This is a genomic window from Pedobacter cryophilus, assembly GCF_005116455.1.
Taxonomy (GTDB): domain Bacteria; phylum Bacteroidota; class Bacteroidia; order Sphingobacteriales; family Sphingobacteriaceae; genus Pseudopedobacter; species Pseudopedobacter cryophilum.
In genome coordinates this window covers 158,314-176,081 of the sequence record NZ_SWBP01000006.1, presented here as the reverse complement: position 1 = coordinate 176,081, position 17,768 = coordinate 158,314, and the positions used below count along the sequence as shown (strand labels likewise).

The 17,768-nt window shown below is 33.1% G+C and carries 19 protein-coding genes; 12 read left to right on the top strand and 7 right to left on the bottom strand.

All coding sequences use genetic code 11. From position 1 onward, the window contains the following. Nucleotides 1–1,092 (top strand): trypsin-like peptidase domain-containing protein, encoded by a 1,092-nt coding sequence (locus tag FA046_RS15370; RefSeq protein ID WP_136827419.1) that lies wholly within the window; start codon nt 1–3, stop codon nt 1,090–1,092. 230 nt (nt 1,093–1,322) lie between these two features. Here FA046_RS15370 and FA046_RS15365 read toward each other — a convergent pair whose 3' ends face one another. Both FA046_RS15365 and FA046_RS15360 read right to left on the bottom strand, forming a co-directional pair. Beyond that, nucleotides 1,323–1,688, bottom strand: a complete 366-nt coding sequence (locus tag FA046_RS15365; RefSeq protein WP_136827418.1) for a hypothetical protein — start codon at nt 1,686–1,688, stop codon at nt 1,323–1,325. A gap of 2 nt (nt 1,689–1,690) precedes the next feature. Beyond that, on the bottom strand, nt 1,691–2,005 hold the full coding sequence (locus FA046_RS15360; protein ID WP_136827417.1) for a hypothetical protein: 315 nt from the start codon (nt 2,003–2,005) through the stop codon (nt 1,691–1,693). Between the two features lie 114 nt (nt 2,006–2,119). On the opposite strand from FA046_RS15360, the gene FA046_RS15355 reads away from it, so the two are divergent. After that, nucleotides 2,120–3,427: an MFS transporter gene (locus tag FA046_RS15355; RefSeq protein WP_136827416.1), complete on the top strand. Its 1,308-nt coding sequence runs from the start codon at nt 2,120–2,122 to the stop codon at nt 3,425–3,427. A gap of 78 nt (nt 3,428–3,505) precedes the next feature. Then, the gene (locus tag FA046_RS15350) at nt 3,506–4,234 is read left to right on the top strand and encodes a (Fe-S)-binding protein (RefSeq protein ID WP_136827415.1); all 729 of its coding nucleotides are present in this window, start codon (nt 3,506–3,508) and stop codon (nt 4,232–4,234) included. Between the two features lie 40 nt (nt 4,235–4,274). On the opposite strand, the gene FA046_RS15345 is transcribed toward FA046_RS15350, so the two are convergent. Then, nucleotides 4,275–5,429 (bottom strand): App1 family protein, encoded by a 1,155-nt coding sequence (locus FA046_RS15345; protein WP_136827414.1) that lies wholly within the window; start codon nt 5,427–5,429, stop codon nt 4,275–4,277. A 173-nt stretch (nt 5,430–5,602) separates the two neighbouring features. Between FA046_RS15345 and thrS the strand changes: the two genes are divergently transcribed. The 6 genes from thrS to FA046_RS15315 all read left to right on the top strand — a co-directional run bounded on the left by thrS (nt 5,603) and on the right by FA046_RS15315 (nt 10,016). After that, entirely contained in the window at nt 5,603–7,528 is a 1,926-nt protein-coding gene (thrS, locus tag FA046_RS15340) for a threonine--tRNA ligase (RefSeq protein WP_136827413.1), read from the top strand. A gap of 34 nt (nt 7,529–7,562) precedes the next feature. Further along, nucleotides 7,563–8,105, top strand: coding sequence for a translation initiation factor IF-3 (gene infC, locus FA046_RS15335; protein WP_136827412.1), 543 nt, complete (start codon nt 7,563–7,565; stop codon nt 8,103–8,105). A gap of 30 nt (nt 8,106–8,135) precedes the next feature. Beyond that, nucleotides 8,136–8,336 carry a 50S ribosomal protein L35 gene (gene rpmI, locus FA046_RS15330; RefSeq protein WP_136827411.1) on the top strand — a complete coding sequence of 67 codons (201 nt, stop codon included), beginning with the start codon at nt 8,136–8,138 and terminating at the stop codon, nt 8,334–8,336. Between the two features lie 72 nt (nt 8,337–8,408). Beyond that, entirely contained in the window at nt 8,409–8,753 is a 345-nt protein-coding gene (gene rplT, locus FA046_RS15325; RefSeq protein ID WP_136827410.1) for a 50S ribosomal protein L20, read from the top strand. A 284-nt stretch (nt 8,754–9,037) separates the two neighbouring features. Beyond that, entirely contained in the window at nt 9,038–9,688 is a 651-nt protein-coding gene (locus FA046_RS15320; RefSeq protein ID WP_262709962.1) for a peroxiredoxin, read from the top strand. Between the two features lie 133 nt (nt 9,689–9,821). After that, entirely contained in the window at nt 9,822–10,016 is a 195-nt protein-coding gene (locus FA046_RS15315; protein ID WP_136827408.1) for a cold-shock protein, read from the top strand. 99 nt (nt 10,017–10,115) lie between these two features. Here FA046_RS15315 and FA046_RS15310 read toward each other — a convergent pair whose 3' ends face one another. From FA046_RS15310 to FA046_RS15295, 4 genes are read right to left on the bottom strand one after another with little or no spacing between them, the layout of a single operon-like run. Next, complete coding sequence (locus FA046_RS15310) at nt 10,116–11,300, bottom strand: class I SAM-dependent methyltransferase (RefSeq protein ID WP_136827407.1); 1,185 nt, start codon at nt 11,298–11,300, stop codon at nt 10,116–10,118. Next, entirely contained in the window at nt 11,293–12,552 is a 1,260-nt protein-coding gene (locus FA046_RS15305) for an aspartate kinase (protein ID WP_136827406.1), read from the bottom strand. Before FA046_RS15305 ends, FA046_RS15310 begins: the two co-directional genes overlap by 8 nt. A gap of 32 nt (nt 12,553–12,584) precedes the next feature. Further along, entirely contained in the window at nt 12,585–13,052 is a 468-nt protein-coding gene (locus FA046_RS15300; protein WP_136827405.1) for a GNAT family N-acetyltransferase, read from the bottom strand. 1 nt (nt 13,053) lies between these two features. Continuing rightward, nucleotides 13,054–13,752 carry a YggS family pyridoxal phosphate-dependent enzyme gene (locus FA046_RS15295; RefSeq protein ID WP_136827404.1) on the bottom strand — a complete coding sequence of 233 codons (699 nt, stop codon included), beginning with the start codon at nt 13,750–13,752 and terminating at the stop codon, nt 13,054–13,056. Nucleotides 13,753–13,864: 112 nt separating this feature from the next. Between FA046_RS15295 and FA046_RS15290 the strand changes: the two genes are divergently transcribed. From FA046_RS15290 to FA046_RS15280, 3 genes are read left to right on the top strand one after another with little or no spacing between them, the layout of a single operon-like run. Continuing rightward, nucleotides 13,865–14,263 carry a DUF4296 domain-containing protein gene (locus FA046_RS15290; protein WP_136827403.1) on the top strand — a complete coding sequence of 133 codons (399 nt, stop codon included), beginning with the start codon at nt 13,865–13,867 and terminating at the stop codon, nt 14,261–14,263. Further along, entirely contained in the window at nt 14,244–16,610 is a 2,367-nt protein-coding gene (locus FA046_RS15285; RefSeq protein WP_136827402.1) for an endonuclease MutS2, read from the top strand. Before FA046_RS15290 ends, FA046_RS15285 begins: the two co-directional genes overlap by 20 nt. Nucleotides 16,611–16,656: 46 nt before the next feature. After that, nucleotides 16,657–17,757, top strand: a complete 1,101-nt coding sequence (locus FA046_RS15280; protein WP_136827401.1) for a PQQ-dependent sugar dehydrogenase — start codon at nt 16,657–16,659, stop codon at nt 17,755–17,757. The last annotated feature ends 11 nt before the right edge of the window (nt 17,758–17,768 follow it).

Here is a 17,768-nt window from a genome sequence, read left to right as displayed (position 1 = left end):
ATGAAAAGTGAAATTGATTTGATTAAAAAAATTGAATCTTATCTTTTTAATGAGATGAGCGCTGAGGAATTGGCTGCTTTTGATTTAGAAAGAAAAGCAAATTCAGCTTTAGATCATAAGGTAATTGCACATTTAGATTTTCTAAAAACTTTAAAAAGTTTTGGAGAAGAAAGAAATCTTAGAAATGCAATGAATGAAATTCATGCAGAATTAGATGTGGAAGCTTTAAAAGAACAATACCTAGAGAAGCCAACTAAAATTGTTTCTATTTGGAGAAAGCATAAGAAAAATTTAGCGGTGGCAGCTTCTGTAGCTATTTTGGTTACTTTGGTTACGCTTTTATCAACAGGTCAGTTTAAAAAGGAAACCAACCCAAGTTACAGCGCTTTAAAAAGAGATATGGAAAATATAAAGCGTTCTCAAAATGCTTTAATCAGAAATATTAACAGTAAAAATCAAGATGCTACACCAAGTCAGTTTGGCGGAACAGGATTTGCATTAACATCTAACGGATATTTGGTGACCAATTACCATGTGGTAGAAGGTGCCGATTCTATTTATGTTCAAAATAATAAAGGCGAGTCTTTTAAAGTGGAAACCATTTACATAGATCCGGCTTCTGATATTGCTGTATTACAAATTATAGATCCAACATTCAAAAATCTTTCGGCCTTACCTTATACCTTTAAAAGAAAAGCTTCTGATTTAGGAGAAGACGTTTACACTTTTGGTTTCCCAAAAGATGATGTAGTTTACGGAGAAGGTTACTTAAGTTCGGCTAATGGTTTTGGTGGCGATTCTATTGCTTATCAAGTTTCTATTCCGGTTAATCCAGGTAATTCTGGTGGGCCTTTATTAGATAGCAAAGGAAACATTATTGGTATTGTGAGTGGCAAGCAAACTCAGGCAGATGGAGCAACATTTGCTATAAAATCTAACTTTTTGTTAAAAGCGATAGACAATATTCCTCAAGATTCTTTAAAAGAGAAAATCACTATCAATAAGAAAAATACATTGGCAGGATTAAGCAGAACACAACGTATAAAAAAGATGCAAGATTTTATTTTTGTAGTAAAGGTTTACAATAATTAATTAGCAACATATTTTACAGAAAGCCTCAATTTATTGGGGCTTTTTTGTTTTAAAAAGGTTTTTATTTGGGCGTTCGGGCGGGCCTTACACTGTAGTTTTTTGGCCCAAAAAAGCCAAAAAAGCTGCCGTTTCAGTCCCTAACGCAAAAAAAGTAATAGAAACTTGATAGTGAAATTAAACTAACCGATAGCCTCCACAGAAAACTTAGAACTGATAACCTACAACTGCTTTCAGCGGACTTTAGACTTTTTGCAATTCATCACCAATCCAAAAAATAAACCACCCAAAATATACATCACCACATCAAAAATATCTGCAGAGTAACGACTGTTAGATTTAGGCATATACCATTCAAAAACTACAATTAAGCTTAAAACTATAAAAGCAATATGCCAAAAAGAGAGCCTAGCTAACTGATTTTTTAATATAAAACGGTAAAAAGCCAAGCTTAAATTCCCAATAATTGGAACTGCAATTAAATCAATCAGGTAAAATTGAATAGGCCAGTAAAAGTAAATTCCAAACTTAGTACAAGTAAAAATAATGAGCCAAATTAGGCTGAAAACTAAAAACCATTTATTAGTTAATGTTGCCATTATTAAGTACTCATCAATCCAATAAGCCACAAAAGTAAGCTCATAAAAGCAATTAAAGCGGCTTGTGCTACCACAAAAACCTTTCTAAATCTTCTTAAAAATTTTTTGCTTTTCTTAGTGAATTCTTTATCAGTAGGTTTAATATGAAAAAGGTCATTTTCTTCCTTAACCTGAGTTCTGATATCAGTTTCTACTTTTTTGATAAAATCTTCATTCTGTAAAAACTCACCACAATACAAACATCGGTCGTAAATTTCTCCACGCCACAAAGTCCATTCTTTACAATGCAAACATTTGATTTCTCTTTTTACGCTCAATTAAAATTTATTCTTGTGGTTACTTGTTTTTATATACTTTTATTTCGCTAGTAAATCTCAAAATTAAAGACATGATTTTTAAACTCGCAAATGTAAAACCTCAATCGTAATATAATGCTGTCTATCAAAAATAATAAAAAGACCATCAGAGCATGGGCCATGTTTGACTGGTCAAACTCTGCTTATAACTTGGTGATCACTTCTACTATTTTTCCAGCTTATTATACCGCAATTACTACTACAAGTGAAAATGGGGATAAAGTGTTTTTCTTTGGGATGAAATTTGTAAACACAGCGTTATCTAATTACGCTTTAGCTGTAGCTTACTTAATTATTGCCATCATCACTCCATTTTTAACAGCAACAGCAGATTATCATGGTAATAAAAAGGTATTTATGAAAGTATTTACCTGGATTGGAGCTATAGCCTGCGCTGGTTTGTTTTTCTTTAAAATAAATACCTTAGAATTTAGCATCATTTTATTTGCTGTAGCCGCTATTGGTTATAACGGTGGAATTGTATTTAGTAATTCTTATTTACCAGAAATTGCCACAAAAGAAGAGCAAGATAAAGTGAGTGCAAAAGGTTTTTCTTATGGATATGTAGGAAGTGTAATTCTTCAAATCATTTGTTTTGTATTTGTTCTAAAACCAGAATTTTTTGGAATCACAGATGCTTCTTTACCAGCCAGATTATCCTTTCTTTTAGTAGGATTATGGTGGATAGGCTTTTCTCAAATTCCATTTTCGGTTTTACCAAAAGGAAGCCCTAATTACAATAAATTAGATAAATCTAAAGTACATAGTGGTTTGCAAGAATTAAAAAAAGTATGGGTGCAGGTAAAGCAAATGCCGGTTCTTAAAAAGTATTTAACGGCATATTTTTTCTATGCTATGGGAGTGCAAACTATTATGTTGGTTGCCGCTAATTTTGGAGAAAAAATATTGCATTTAGGGACATCAAAACTTATTGCAACCATTCTTATTATTCAGTTGGTAGCTATTTTAGGTGCAATTTTAATGTCGAGGTTGTCAAAAGTATTTGGAAATATCCAGGTTCTAATTTTTGTGGTTTTTATTTGGATTGGAGTATGTGTGGCTGCTTATTTTGTGGCTAATGAATATCAATTCTATGTTTTGGCCGCGGTGGTGGGCTTAATAATGGGAGGAATTCAATCGTTATCCCGCTCTACTTTCTCTAAATTTTTACCAGAAGCAACGCCAGATACCGCTTCTTTTTTCAGTTTTTATGATGTAACCGAGAAATTGGCCATTGTAGCCGGGTTATTTAGTTTTGGTTTAATAGAAGAACTCACCGGAAACATGAGAAATAGTGCCCTAAGTTTAGGAACATTTTTTATCATTGGTTTAATATTATTATTCACGGTTTTAAGACAAGAACGTAAAACACTTTTAACCTAAAACTTATTTATAAAACTCCAATTTTCTGATTTAAACTTTCTACTTTTGATTTTATTTTTTTAATCCTACTTTTTCTAAATGAATATTGAATTATTTATTCCTTGTTTTATTGATCAGCTTTATCCAGAAACAGCAAAAAATACCGTTAAAGTTTTAGAAAAAGCAGGCTGCAAGGTGATTTATAATCCAGAGCAAACTTGTTGTGGACAACCTGCTTATAATGCAGGTTTTTGGGACGAAGCTAAAGAAGTAGGTACTAAATTTTTAAATGATTTTTCTGAACAAAATTATATCGTTTCTCCCTCAGCTTCTTGCACCGGAATGGTGAAAAACTCTTATAACGATTTGTTTTTTAACACCGCCATTCACAATAAATGCAAAAATATTCAAGGTCATATTTATGAGCTTTCAGATTTTTTAATCAATGTTTTAAACAAAGATTATTTTGGTGCTGAATTAGAAGGTAAAGCCGTTTATCACGATTCTTGCAGTGCTTTAAGAGAGTGTAAAATTAAAGAAGAACCACGTTTGCTATTATCTAAAGTTTTGGGTTTAGAATTGGTAGAGATGAAAGATAACGAAGTTTGCTGTGGCTTTGGAGGAACCTTCGCTGTAAAATTTGCTGGAATTTCATCGGCTATGGCCGAGCAAAAAGTTCAAAATGCTTTAGAAACAGGAGCAGAATATATAATATCTACCGATGCTTCTTGTTTATTGCAACTACAAGCTTACATAGATCAACAAAACCTTCCAATTAAAACCATGCATTTAGCTGATGTTTTGGCTACAGGTTGGGGTAATGTGTAAAAATTAATAAGATTTTTGTTTGATTTTATCTATTCACACCTTAAACAATCGTATTTTCTTCTTTCCCAGGTAATTCTCCTTTATCTTGTTTTTTATCAATTTTAATTTCAGGAATAGCTTCCACAAAAATTAAACCTTTCTGGGCTGCATGTTTTGCCGCTTGTTCTGCATCTTTAGTTAAGGTAATGTCTATATTTTGCCCAACACTTGTAGCAATCAATTCATTAATTGCTTTGGAGGTTTTTTCTAGTCCTAAATCACGGATGTAGATAGCTAAAATTCGCTCAGGATATAAAGTAGCTATTTCTTTGTAGATGTAAGCATCTTGTTGGCCGCTGTCTCCAATCAAAACAAAGTTAAGATTTGGATACATTTTTAAAATATTAACGATTTCTTTTGTTTTATGAGCCTGATGTCCACTACTGATCAACTTATTATCCTGCAATCCAAAATCACGAAGTAATAAAGGGCCTTCTGGTATTTTATTTAAATCAAGAAATTCCTTTAGCAAATCATACATATTCCATGGACTGCTAGAAACGTAAAAGAAAGGATTATTTCGTTTCCCACTTTTACCCAACAATAAGGCATTATAAAATGCCGAGACACCAGGGAAAGGCAATCTAGAATGTGCATTATTTAAAAATACAGTTTTAGCCATGGCTAAAAATTGGGTTGCAGATGTTTGAACAACCGTATCATCAATATCACTAATAACGCCAAATTCAGCATCAACAGGAGGAACTAATACCTCTGCAATATATTCTTGATCTTCCCAAGGAATAGGAGAATCTTTAATTTTAAGAGAAACAGGGTGCCAAAGCGAATGAATATTAGGTTGCCCTACTGGCGAAAAATTTAAGCTATAATAACCCTCCTCATCTGTTATTATTTCATAAGTTTTGTCATGATAAACAGCACTTATCGTTACGCCAGATACCTCATCACTCTGAAACCTTTTATACATATTTGATAAGTTGTTTAAAAGACTTTCTTTACCACTTGCAGGTTTTATTAATTTGTTTTCTAATACCCTGCCTTTAATATAAATATTTGTTCGGGTACCATAAGTTCGGTAGGGCATAATTACAACTGGAGAATTCCACTTTAATTTTTTTTTGATCTTAAAAACCAAATCATCAATTAAATCTTCTGACGCTTCAGTTGCATCCGCAAACATTTTTATCCAACTCATTCTAAATAATTATCAAAAAGCAATCTCTAAAATCATGCCGTTGCATTAATATAGGAATTGATTAAATGTGTGAACAAAGAATCTAAATTTTCTGCTATTTTTGCAAATCATAAACACTCAATTGTGTGAGTGTTCAAATAAATAAATTTTACAACTTATAAATCATATTGTAGATGATTAAGATTACACTTCCCGATGGTTCAGTTAGGGAATATGAAAAAGGAACCAATGCACACCAAATAGCCCTTTCTATTTCAGAAGGCTTAGCCAGAAACGTTTTAGCTGCCGAAGTAAACGGTAAAGTAGTAGATTCTTCTTTAGCTATTGAAGAGGATTCAGCCGTTAAATTGTTAACCTGGAATGATGCGCAAGGTAAAAGTACATTTTGGCATTCATCAGCGCATTTATTAGCGGAAGCTTTAGAGTTTTTATATCCGGGAACAAAATTTGGAATTGGGCCAGCTATAGAAACTGGTTTTTATTACGATGTAGATTTTGGGGAGAGAGAATTTTCTTCTGATGATTTTAAAAAGATAGAAGATAAAGTATTAGAATTAGCCCGCACCAAAGCAGATTATTTAAAAACTGCTATTTCAAAAGCTGATGCTACAAAATACTTTGAAGATAAAGGCGACGAATATAAACTAGATTTAATTAAAGACTTGGAAGATGGAAAAATAACTTTCTACACCCAAGGTAACTTTACTGATTTATGTCGTGGACCACATATTCCTAATACAGGTTTTATCAAAGCCGTAAAGCTAACCAACGTAGCCGGCGCCTATTGGAGAGGTGACGAAAGCAGAAAACAATTAACTCGTATATACGGAGTTACTTTCCCAAAGCAAAGTGAGCTTACAGAGTATCTTCACATGATTGAAGAAGCAAAGAAGCGTGATCACCGTAAATTAGGTAAGGAATTAGAGTTATTTACTTTCTCTGAGAAAGTAGGAATGGGATTGCCTTTATGGTTGCCCAAAGGTGCGGCTTTAAGAGAAAGATTAGTAAATTTTTTATCAAAAGCACAACAAAAAGCAGGCTATGAACAAGTAATTACCCCGCATATTGGGCATAAAAACTTATATGTAACTTCTGGTCATTATGATAAATATGGTGCAGATTCTTTTCAGCCTATAAAAACACCACAAGAAGGAGAGGAGTTTTTCTTGAAACCAATGAATTGCCCTCATCATTGTGAAATTTATAAATTTAAGCCTCGGTCATATAAAGATTTACCCATCAGATTAGCCGAGTTTGGTACTGTTTACCGCTATGAACAAAGTGGAGAATTACATGGTTTAACCAGGGTAAGAGGATTTACTCAAGATGATGCACATTTGTTTTGCCGCCCAGATCAGGTAAAAGAAGAATTTAAAAAAGTAATTGATTTGGTATTGTATGTTTTTAAAGCCTTAGGTTTTGAAAACTATACAGCACAAGTTTCTCTACGTGACCCAGAAAATAAAGCGAAGTATATAGGTTCTGATGAAAATTGGGAATTAGCCGAAACCGCTATTATAGAGGCTGCTGAAGAAAAAGGTTTAATAACTGTGGTAGAAACCGGTGAAGCGGCTTTTTATGGTCCAAAATTAGACTTTATGGTGAAGGATGCCCTAGGTAGAAAATGGCAATTAGGAACCATACAGGTAGATTATAACCTGCCAGAGCGATTTGAATTAGAATACACAGGCAGTGACAATCAAAAGCATCGCCCAGTAATGATTCATAGAGCGCCATTTGGTTCTTTAGAAAGATTTGTTGCCGTATTGATAGAGCATTGTGCGGGTAACTTCCCATTATGGTTAACCCCAGAGCAATTTATAGTTTTACCTATTTCTGAAAAATTTGAAGAATATGGTAAAAAAGTTTTAGAATCGTTAAATAATTCCGATATTCGCGGGCTAATTGATTTGCGTGACGAGAAGATTGGGAGGAAGATTAGGGATGCGGAAATCAAGAAAATTCCTTTCATGTTGATTATAGGAGAGAAGGAAATGGAAGATGGAACGGTTTCTGTAAGAAAACACGGAGAAGGTGATCAGGGAAGTATGAGTATAGAAGAGTTTAGCAATCATCTTCAAAAAGAAATTATAATTTAAATTATTTAAATGGAGGACAATCATTAGACCTAAATTGAACCCGAATAGAAGCAGAAGAGTAACAGAACCAGCTCATAATATCAATAGAAGAATTAGAGCTAAAGAAGTTAGGGTAGTAGGCGAGGATATAGAGCAAGGGGTTTATCCTATCGAAAAAGCGTTGGAAATGGCACAGGAATTAGATCTCGATTTAGTAGAGATTTCTCCAAATGCTAATCCACCGGTTTGTAAAATTGTAGATTATAACAAGTTTGTTTACGAGCAAAAGAAAAAGCTTAAAGAAATTAAAGCGAATGCTAAACAAACAGTGATCAAAGAAATTCGTTTCGGGCCGAATACTAGTGATCATGATTTTCAATTTAAATTAAAGCATGCCGTTTCTTTCTTAGAGGCAGGAGAAAAGGTGAGAGCCTATGTCCATTTTAAAGGAAGAGCCATCGTTTATAAAGAACAAGGTGAAATTTTATTATTAAAATTTGCTCAAGCTTTAGAAGACGTTGGTAAAGTAGAACTATTACCCAAATTAGAGGGTAAACGAATGTTCTTAACATTAGCGCCTAAAACAGGAAAGAAATAATATTAACAGGTTAAATTAAAAAGCATTATTATGCCAAAAATGAAAACCAATTCCAGCGCAAAAAAGCGTTTTTCGCTTACTGGAACCGGTAAAATTAAGAGAAAGAGTGCCTACAAGAGTCACATTCTAACTAAGAAGACCACAAAGCAAAAACGTAACTTAACTCACACACAATTAGTTTCTAATGGTGATTTGGGAAATGTTCAACGTATGCTTTGCATCGGAAAGTAATTATTTATTAACCAGGGATTGGGTTTAAGTATTCTTTTAAAAGGATCACCTCTTACCAAAAACAATTAAATTATGCCACGTTCGGTAAACGCAGTAGCGTCAAGAAGAAGAAGAAAGAAGATCTTAAATTTAGCCAAAGGCTACTGGGGATCAAGAAGCAAGGTTTACACCATTGCTAAAAATACTGTCGAAAAAGGTTTGCAATATGCTTTCCGCGATAGAAAAGTTAAGAAAAGAGAGTTCAGATCATTGTGGATTCAACGTATTAACGCTGCAACACGTCAGTATGGAATTTCTTATTCTCAATTTATAGGAAAATGTGCTACTAAAAATATTGGTTTAAATAGAAAAGTTTTAGCTGATTTAGCAATGAATCATCCAGAAGCTTTTAAAGCAATAGTTGAAATAGTAAAGTAAAAATAAATCTGTTTTAGGATATAAAAAAAGGAGTTCAATTTGAACTCCTTTTTTTATGCACTGATTTTTGAGAAAGAGATCCTGTTTTTTGGCGTATTTATTGTAGAATTAATTTAATTGTAAAGCATGAGGTTAGTTAAACGCTTTCGTAGCGGCAGCTTCCCGTTTTTTTGCAAGCACTATAGTCGAAAGAGTGGCTATCGAGACTTGATTAGAGAATGTCATTGCTTTTCCATAATCTTTAAAAAGTTGTTTTCTCTTTAAAACTCTACTAAATTAGTAGAATATATAAACAAAAAGCTATGTTAAGACTAGGTGATATTGCTCCCAATTTTAAGGCGAAGACGTCTTTAGGGGAAATTGATTTTTATGAATATTTAGGGGATAGTTGGGGCGTTTTATTTTCGCATCCGGCAGATTATACGCCTGTTTGTACCACAGAATTAGGCAAAACGGCGTCTCTTAAACAAGAATTTGATAAGCGTAATGTAAAAGTGATGGCTTTAAGTGTGGATGATGTAGAATCACATAAAGGTTGGATTAAGGATATTAATGAAACACAAGGTGTAGAAGTTACTTTTCCAATTATAGCTGATGAAGACAAGTCTATTTCTGAAGCGTATGGCATGATGCACCCAAATGCGTCAACTACTTTTACCGTAAGGTCTTTATTTATTATTGCGCCAGATAAAACTGTTAAATTGATTATTTCTTATCCTGCATCTACAGGAAGAAACTTTCAGGAGATTTTGCGTGTAATAGATTCTTTACAACTAACTGCAAATTACAGTGTTGCCACTCCTGCAGATTGGAAAGAAGGTGAAGATGTGGTGGTATCTCCATCTATTAAAACAGAGGATATTCCGGCTAAATTTCCGAAAGGATTTAAAGAGATTAAGCCTTATTTGAGAATGACACCTCAACCAAATAAATAATTTAATATTTAGTTAAGTGAGAATTTCTTTTATATTTGATATTGTTATTTAAAATATGAATCTAATGCCTGTTTACTTTATTACAGTTATTGATTATATTTTTTAATTTTATATGTTTAATACTCAATAATTTATGAAAACTGGTAAAGTAAAATGGTTTAATGCACAAAAAGGTTTCGGATTCATTATTTGTGATGGTAAAGATATTTTTGTTCACTTTAAGGATGTAATTGGCGGTGTAGATGCTATTAAAGACAACGATGATGTTGAATTTGATATAGAAGACGGCAAAAAAGGTCCTCAAGCGGTGAACGTAAAGAAGGTTTAATAGAATTTGAATGGATTGTAAAGCCTGCTTATTAGATAAGCGGGCTTTTTTTGTTGTTGGGATAATTCTAAAATTATGCACCTTGTTTTTAAAATTAGTTTAGATTCTTTTAACTTCTACCACTACTTTTTGCTCTTTATAATTAGTACAAAAGAACAAATAAATATCTCCGCCATCTTTAATCTTAAACGTTTTTTTGATTTCTTCTGGCTTGAGATGGAAATTTCTGGTCACCACATTTGCTTTAGCCATTGATTTACTGGCTTTAAAGTTTTGAAAAAGTGTGGTTTTAATAATTTCAAACGTTTTACCTGCAAAGTTTTCTACTTGGTTTTCTGAGGTATATAAATGCGTATGCTGATGTATTTTATCTACCTCAAATTTTTGGGTGATAGATTTAAAAAAACCGGCTTTTAAAATAGCGGCATCGGGCTCGTATAAATAATTTTTTAAAGGTTTTACTTTAGTTATAAGAGCTTTTTCTTCGGCATAAGAAAAAGAATAAACTCTTTCTTGTTTTTGATTCAACAAAGCACAGTATATTTTAGGTTCAGCCAATGCAATAGGCGCTAATATAAAAAGCAATTCCTTACATTCATTGTTAACACTAATAATGTGAACTTCAGCTACGTTTTTTAATTCGCTAATTCCAGCACTAATATCTAACATTGGCGCTGCTTTTATGATTACTTTTTTAGCCTTTTTAAGATATAGAGATTGGTTTTCTATCACATTGGGCTCGCAATCTTTAAATAAGAAAACTCGGCTACTTTCTACTCTTCTAGAAGGATCAATGTAAATGGTATCAAATTGGGTTTGTTTTGCCAAAAAGTCTTGACTATCCCCCTTAATGCATTGTATATTATTTATTCCTAATACTTGTGCGTTGTGTTTTACAATAACAGAAAGTTGCTCATTCATTTCGCAGTGATAAACAACATTGGTTTTCTCAGCAAAATAATAATCATCTACCCCATAACCGCCTGTTAAATCTATTAAATTACCTTCTCCAATTAAGCCGGCTTTATATTTTGCGGTGATTTCTGAAGAGGCTTGTTCTAAATTTAATTTAGGAGGAAAGATGATGTTTTCGGTTTTAAACCAAGTTGGTAATTTTTTTTCGGCTTTGTTTTTTCCTTCTATTTGTATGGCTAATTCTTGTATGCTTACCTCAGGAAAAGGAGAACCTTTTAAAATGAGCTTTTGTAAATCTGTTTTCAGGTTTTTATGGATAAAATCCTGAACTTCTGATTTCAGCATGTTTTTATTGATGAGATTATTCATCTTTTAATACAAATTGAGCGGTATTTCTACTGCGTTGCTCCAAGTAAATTTTGGTTTTGATGTATTTTTGGATGCTCTCATCATTAGCATGACGGATGGTGATTAATTTTAAATCGGTATTAAACCTGATTTTAAAATCATTTTTCATTTCATTTTGAAAATGCTCAAACTTGTTGTCATCAAAATCAAAACTAGCCGAAAAGCTTAAAGCCGAAATTTGCAAGGTATTCACTTTGATATTTACATCGGCGAAAGCCTTAAAAATATCTCTTAAATGGTTTTCTGTAATAAAAGATAAATCTCGGGTACTTAAGGTGACCAATATTTGATTTTTCTTTACAATAATAATGGGAGTGAGGATTTCTATTACAGCTTCTTTAATAATAGTTCCGTTTTCTGAAGGGGTTAAAAAAGGCTTTACGTATAATGGAATGTGCTTATTTTGTAAAGGTTTAATGGTTTTAGGGTGAATAACCGTTGCGCCATAATAAGTCATTTCTATGGCTTCTTCATAAGAAAGTTCATCAAATTTGATACAGTCTGAAAACAGTTTAGGGTCGGCATTTAAAATCCCGGGAACATCTTTCCAAACGGTAACGGCTTGGGCGTTTAAGCAGGATGCAAAAATAGCAGCGGTAAAATCAGATCCTTCTCGTCCTAAAGTGGTAGTGAAGTTTTCTGAAGTATTACCAATAAAACCTTGAGTTATGCCAATTTGATGTTGAAGAATTTGAGGAATATTTTTTTGAATGAGCTGTGCTGTTTTGTCCCAGTCAATTTTTCCTTCTCGGTAAGTATTATCTGTTTGGATGTAGGAACGGGCATCCAACCAAAGGCTATTGATGCCTGCAAAATTTAAATAATGACTCACAATGCGGGTAGAAACCAATTCGCCAATAGATACTATTTGATCATAAATAAAATCATAACCATCTACAGGTTCATCTTCAATAATCCAATCTATTTCTACAAAAGTATTGTTGATTTCATTAAAAACAGGGTGGTTTGGGTTTTCAAATAATTGATGTAAAATCTCGAAATGATATGTTTTAATTTCATCAAATATTTCATTCACATCATTTTGTTGATAAAAATAGCTGTTGGTGAGTTTTTCTAAAGCATTGGTGGTTTTACCCATTGCAGAAATTACAATCAACAGTTTTTCTGATGAATTAGATTTTACAATTGCTGTAAGATTTTTTATCCCTTCGGCATCTTTAACAGAAGCTCCTCCAAATTTGAATACCTGCATTTATATTGTTGTGTAATAGTTAGTGCTTAAAATTAGAAAGCTTGAATTTGATCTTTTGAGAGGGAAGCATTTAGCCAACCATCTTCTAAATGGGCGTTGTACTTGTTGTAAAAATTAATAGCCGGTTGGTTCCAGTCTAAGACCTGCCAAACAACACCAACATAATTTTTATCTTTAGCTTCTTTTAAAACTCGCTCAAACAAAATTTTACCAATTCCCTGGCCACGCATATTTTCTGTCACAATAAAATCTTCCAAATATAATCTGCAACCTTTCCAGGTAGAGTAGCGAATGTAAAACAATGCAAAACCTTCTATTTTGCCATCTTTTTCTGCCACAAAAGCTTTCCAAATAGGGTTTTCACCAAACCCCGCATCCTCAAAAGCGGCTAAAGTAACGGTTACTTCTTCAGGAGCTTTTTCATAAAGCGCTAATTCGTGAATTAGCGTTAACATTCTTGGGCAATCTTCTTTTACCGCAAAGCGGATAGGTATATTCATATTATTCTTCTTCCTGATTTTTAAAATGTTTGATCACTCGCTCACCAAAAATATCACTACCAATTCTTACTAGAGTAGAACCTTGCTCAATAGCTATTTTATAATCGGCAGACATACCCATAGAAATTTCTTTAAATGAAGGTTCATTTTTAAAATAAGCTATTTTTAATCCTTCAAAAAGAGTTCTTAATTCGTAAAACTCATCATTAATTTGTTTCTGATTTTCGGTATTGGTGGCTATGCCCATTACCCCAACAATTCTGATATTTTTAAGCTCAGTAAATTCTTGAGATTCTAAAAGCTCAATCACCTCATCAAAACCTAAACCATATTTAGTTTCTTCATCAGCGATATAAACTTGTAAAAGACAATCAATTACTCGGTTATTTTTTTCTGCTTGTTTGTTAATTTCTGTTAATAATTTGAGGCTATCTACAGAATGTATTAGGGATATAAAAGGGGCAATGTATTTTACTTTATTGGTTTGTAAATGCCCAATTAAATGCCATTCTATATCTTTTGGTAATTGCTCATACTTATCTGCCAATTCCTGAACTTGGTTTTCACCAAAAATTCTTTGTCCGGCCTTGTAAGCTTCCATTAAATCTTCAATAGGTTTAGTTTTAGAAACAGCAACCAATCTTACGTTTACGCTTTCTATCTCTGTTTTAAAAGCTTTAATATTATCTGTAATGCTCATTAATGCGTAATTTTATGCGAATATTTGTCAAAAATACAAATGATTTACTTTGTGTAGGGCTTATCTTAAAAATATAACAAAATAGCTCAGCACATTTTTAATTAAACTGTTTATGTTGAATAAAAAACTTTCGGCTTTGTTTGGTGTCTTTATCTTTTTTATCTCTTGTCAGGGAGAGAAAGCTCCGGCAGGCATTATTGAAAAAGATAAAATGATTGAGATTTTTGTGGATATGCATATTTCAGATTCTTATTTATATCAAGTACAAAACACAGATACCATGTTAATGCAAGCTAAAAGCAGGTATAATTATATATTTAAGAAACACGCCATTGATTCGGCAAAGTTTAGCAAAAGCTTAAATTACTATAGTTTACAACCAAAAGAGCTTGATGAAATGTACCAAAAGGTGATTGATAGTTTAGAAGGCTTAGAAAAAAGCTTACAACCTAAACCTATTATAAAGCCAAAACCAAAAGCTAAAAAAGTAAATGATTTACCCCTTAAATAGTCTTCAAAAATTAGGTTTTGAGGATGTTAAAAATGCAATAAGAAATTTCTGTATCAGTGAAATGGGACGTGGAATGGTTGATAAAATCCAGTTCATGAGTAACTATGATCAGATTAATAAGTTTCTAAGACAAACGTCAGAATTTAAAAATATTCTGGAAAACGACCAACCTATTCCTATTCAAAGTTTTTTTGACATCAAGAAAATTGCAGAAAAAGCAAAAATAGAAGGCACATTTTTAAGTGAAGACGAAGCTTTTCAAGTTTACAGTTCTTTACAAACTGTATTTGCCGTAATTAGGTATTTTGAAGAAAGGACAGGCTTATATCCAAATTTGGAGGCTTTGTTTGAGCATTTGCCTATCGAAAAAAATATTCTTAAACACATAGAAGCAGTAATTGATGTGAGGGGCAAAATTAAACCTAATGCATCCAGATTATTGGCTGAAATCACTACTGCTATCGCTAAAGCTGAACAAGAAGCCCGAAAAAAGATAGATCAGATTTATAAGAATGCCCAAGCAAATAATTGGGCTGCTGATGGTAGTTTAACCGTTAGAGATGGCCGAATTTGTATCCCAATTTTAGCAGAAAATAAAAGAAAAGTTAAAGGATTTGTACATGATGAATCTTCATCAGGGCAAACCGTTTTTATAGAGCCTGAGGAAGTTTTTAGTTTAAATAATAAAATACGTGATTTAGAATTCGATAAGCGAAGAGAGATCATCCGAATTTTAACAGAGCTCACCAACCAATTAAGGCCTTATGTGCCCATTTTATTGTCTTATCATGGTTTTTTAACCAAGCTAGATTTTGTAAGGGCAAAAGCATTATTTGCGATTAAAATTGAAGCCAATATGCCGGTTTTATTAAAGGATGCCAAGCTCAAACTAATTAATGCTAAACATCCATTATTACTTTTAAGTCATAGGGAAAGTGGAAAGCCGGTAGTTCCTTTAAATATGCATTTAGATGACCAAGTGCGTATTTTATTAGTTTCAGGACCTAATGCAGGTGGTAAATCTGTCGCCATGAAAACCGTAGGCTTATTGCAAATTATGGTTCAGGCAGGTTTATTAATTCCGGCCGCAGCCGAATCAGAAGTGGGTATTTTTAAGCAACTTTTTGCTGATATAGGCGATGATCAATCTATAGAAAGTGATTTGAGTACTTATAGTGCGCATCTTTCAAAAATGAAATACTTTACAGAGCATGCTTCTGGCAAAACCTTAATATTAATTGATGAGTTTGGTACCGGAACAGATCCACTTTTTGGAGGCCCCATTGCCGAAGCTGTTTTAGAGCAAATTAACCAAAAGAAATCTTTTGGAATGATTACCACTCACTATTCAAATTTGAAATTATTTGCCAATAGTGCTGCAGGATTAGAAAACGCATCAATGGTTTTTGATAATGTGAATCTTAAGCCTATGTACATGTTAGAAATGGGTAAGCCAGGGAGTTCTTATGCTTTTGAGATTGCTCAAAAAATAGGTTTGTCTCCGCATTTAATCGCGTTAGCAAAAAGTAAAATCAGCGTTCAGCAAAGAAAAGTGGATACCTTATTGGTTGATTTAGAAAGAGATAAAAAGGAAGTTTTTGACAGTAAAATAGAGTTAGATAAGCAGCAACGAAAATATAAATCGCTATTAGCCGAAAATGAAACGTTAAAGAATTATTACGAAGAGAACAAGCGTAATTTAATTAGAGAAGCCAAGCTTGAAGCTCAGCAAATTATAAAAAATGCCAATAAATTAGTAGAAAACACCATTTCTGAAATTAAGGAGGTGAAAGCTGATAAGGTTAAAACCCAAGCTTTAAGAGCACAATTACATGAAGCTTTAAAAGTAAACGAGATTAAACCTGTACAAAAGCCTAAAACAGAAATCAGTCAGGATGAAATTGTTGCAGGAGATTGGATTAAAATGCTTGATTCTGATAATTTAGCCCAGGTTTTAGAAGTCGCAAAAGATAATTTAATAGTGGCTTTTGGCGAGTTAAGATCTGTAGTTAAAAAGAAAAGGGTAGAGAAAGTAGCCAATAAGCAAGTGCCAAAAGAGGTAAAAAGGTTTGGAACTTCGTCCTATACAGATTCCGCCGCAAGTTTTTCACCAGAGATAGATTTAAGAGGTAAAAGAGGGGAAGATGCCGTTGCCGAATTAGAACGTTATTTTGATAGAGCAGTGATGTTTGGATTTTCTTCTTTTAAAGTAATACATGGCAAAGGCGACGGTATTTTAAGGAAATTGATTCGTAATTATTTAAAAAAATATCCTCAGGTGAGTAAAATGGAAGATGAACATGCTGATAGAGGAGGAGATGGGATTACTTATGTATACCTAAAATAAAACTATTTGAAAGTTTTAAGCGTTTATTTTTTTAAACCCTTTGAAAATGAAACATCTAATTTTATTCTTACTCACCATTGCTTTTTTTTCTTGCAAAAAGTCAAACAAGCCTACAGATACTGTTGATAATAATACACCGGTAGCCCTACAATCTACAGTGATTGCATCGGGCTTGGTGCTGCCTTGGGAAATTATATATGGCCCTGATGATCAACTTTGGATAACAGAAAAATCCGGAAAAATAAGTCGTGTGAACCCAGTAACTAAACAAATTTCGCCTTTATTCACCATATCAGATGTGGTGAGTCAAGGTGAAGGAGGTTTGTTGGGCATGGTGCTACATCCAGATTTTAACGTTTCCCCTTACGTTTATGTAGTTTATAATTATAATGCAAATAATGTTTACCGCGAAAAAGTAGTAAGATATACTTACAGCAATAACACGCTTATTAATCCCAATATTTTAATTCAAAATATACCAGCAGGGACTTATCATAATGGTAGCCGCTTATTAATAAGTAGCGATAAAAAGTTATTTGTAACTACCGGTGATGCCACAAATGCGGCTTCAGCGCAGCAAATGAATTCATTATCTGGTAAAGTTTTAAGATTAAATTTAGACGGCACTATTCCATCAGACAATCCCGTAACTGGCAGCTATATTTACTCATTTGGACATAGAAATTCACAAGGTTTGGTTTTTGTTGATGATAAACTATTTGCATCAGAACATGGTCCAAGTAACGATGATGAAATTAATTTGATCCAAAAAGGGAGAAATTATGGTTGGCCAAATGTAGAAGGTTTTTGCAATACCAGTACCGAAGCAAGCTTTTGTGCAGCCAATAATGTAGTAGAACCCTTAATTAATTGGTCGCCAACAGTTGCTACAGCAGGTTTAGCTTATTATAACAGCAATCTCATTCCCCAATGGAAAAATTCTTTATTGCTTACCACTTTAAAAGCCAGTAAAATTATCCAGCTTAAGCTAAACGATAATAAAACTAGTATAGAAAGTCAGGCAGATTTTTTTGCCAATGAGTTTGGCAGAAAAAGAGCAATATGCGTAGGTAAAGATGGTGAGGTATATTTTATCACCAGCAATGGTAGCGATGATAAAATTGTAATGGTGCGTCCTGTGAATTAAATTTTAAGTTT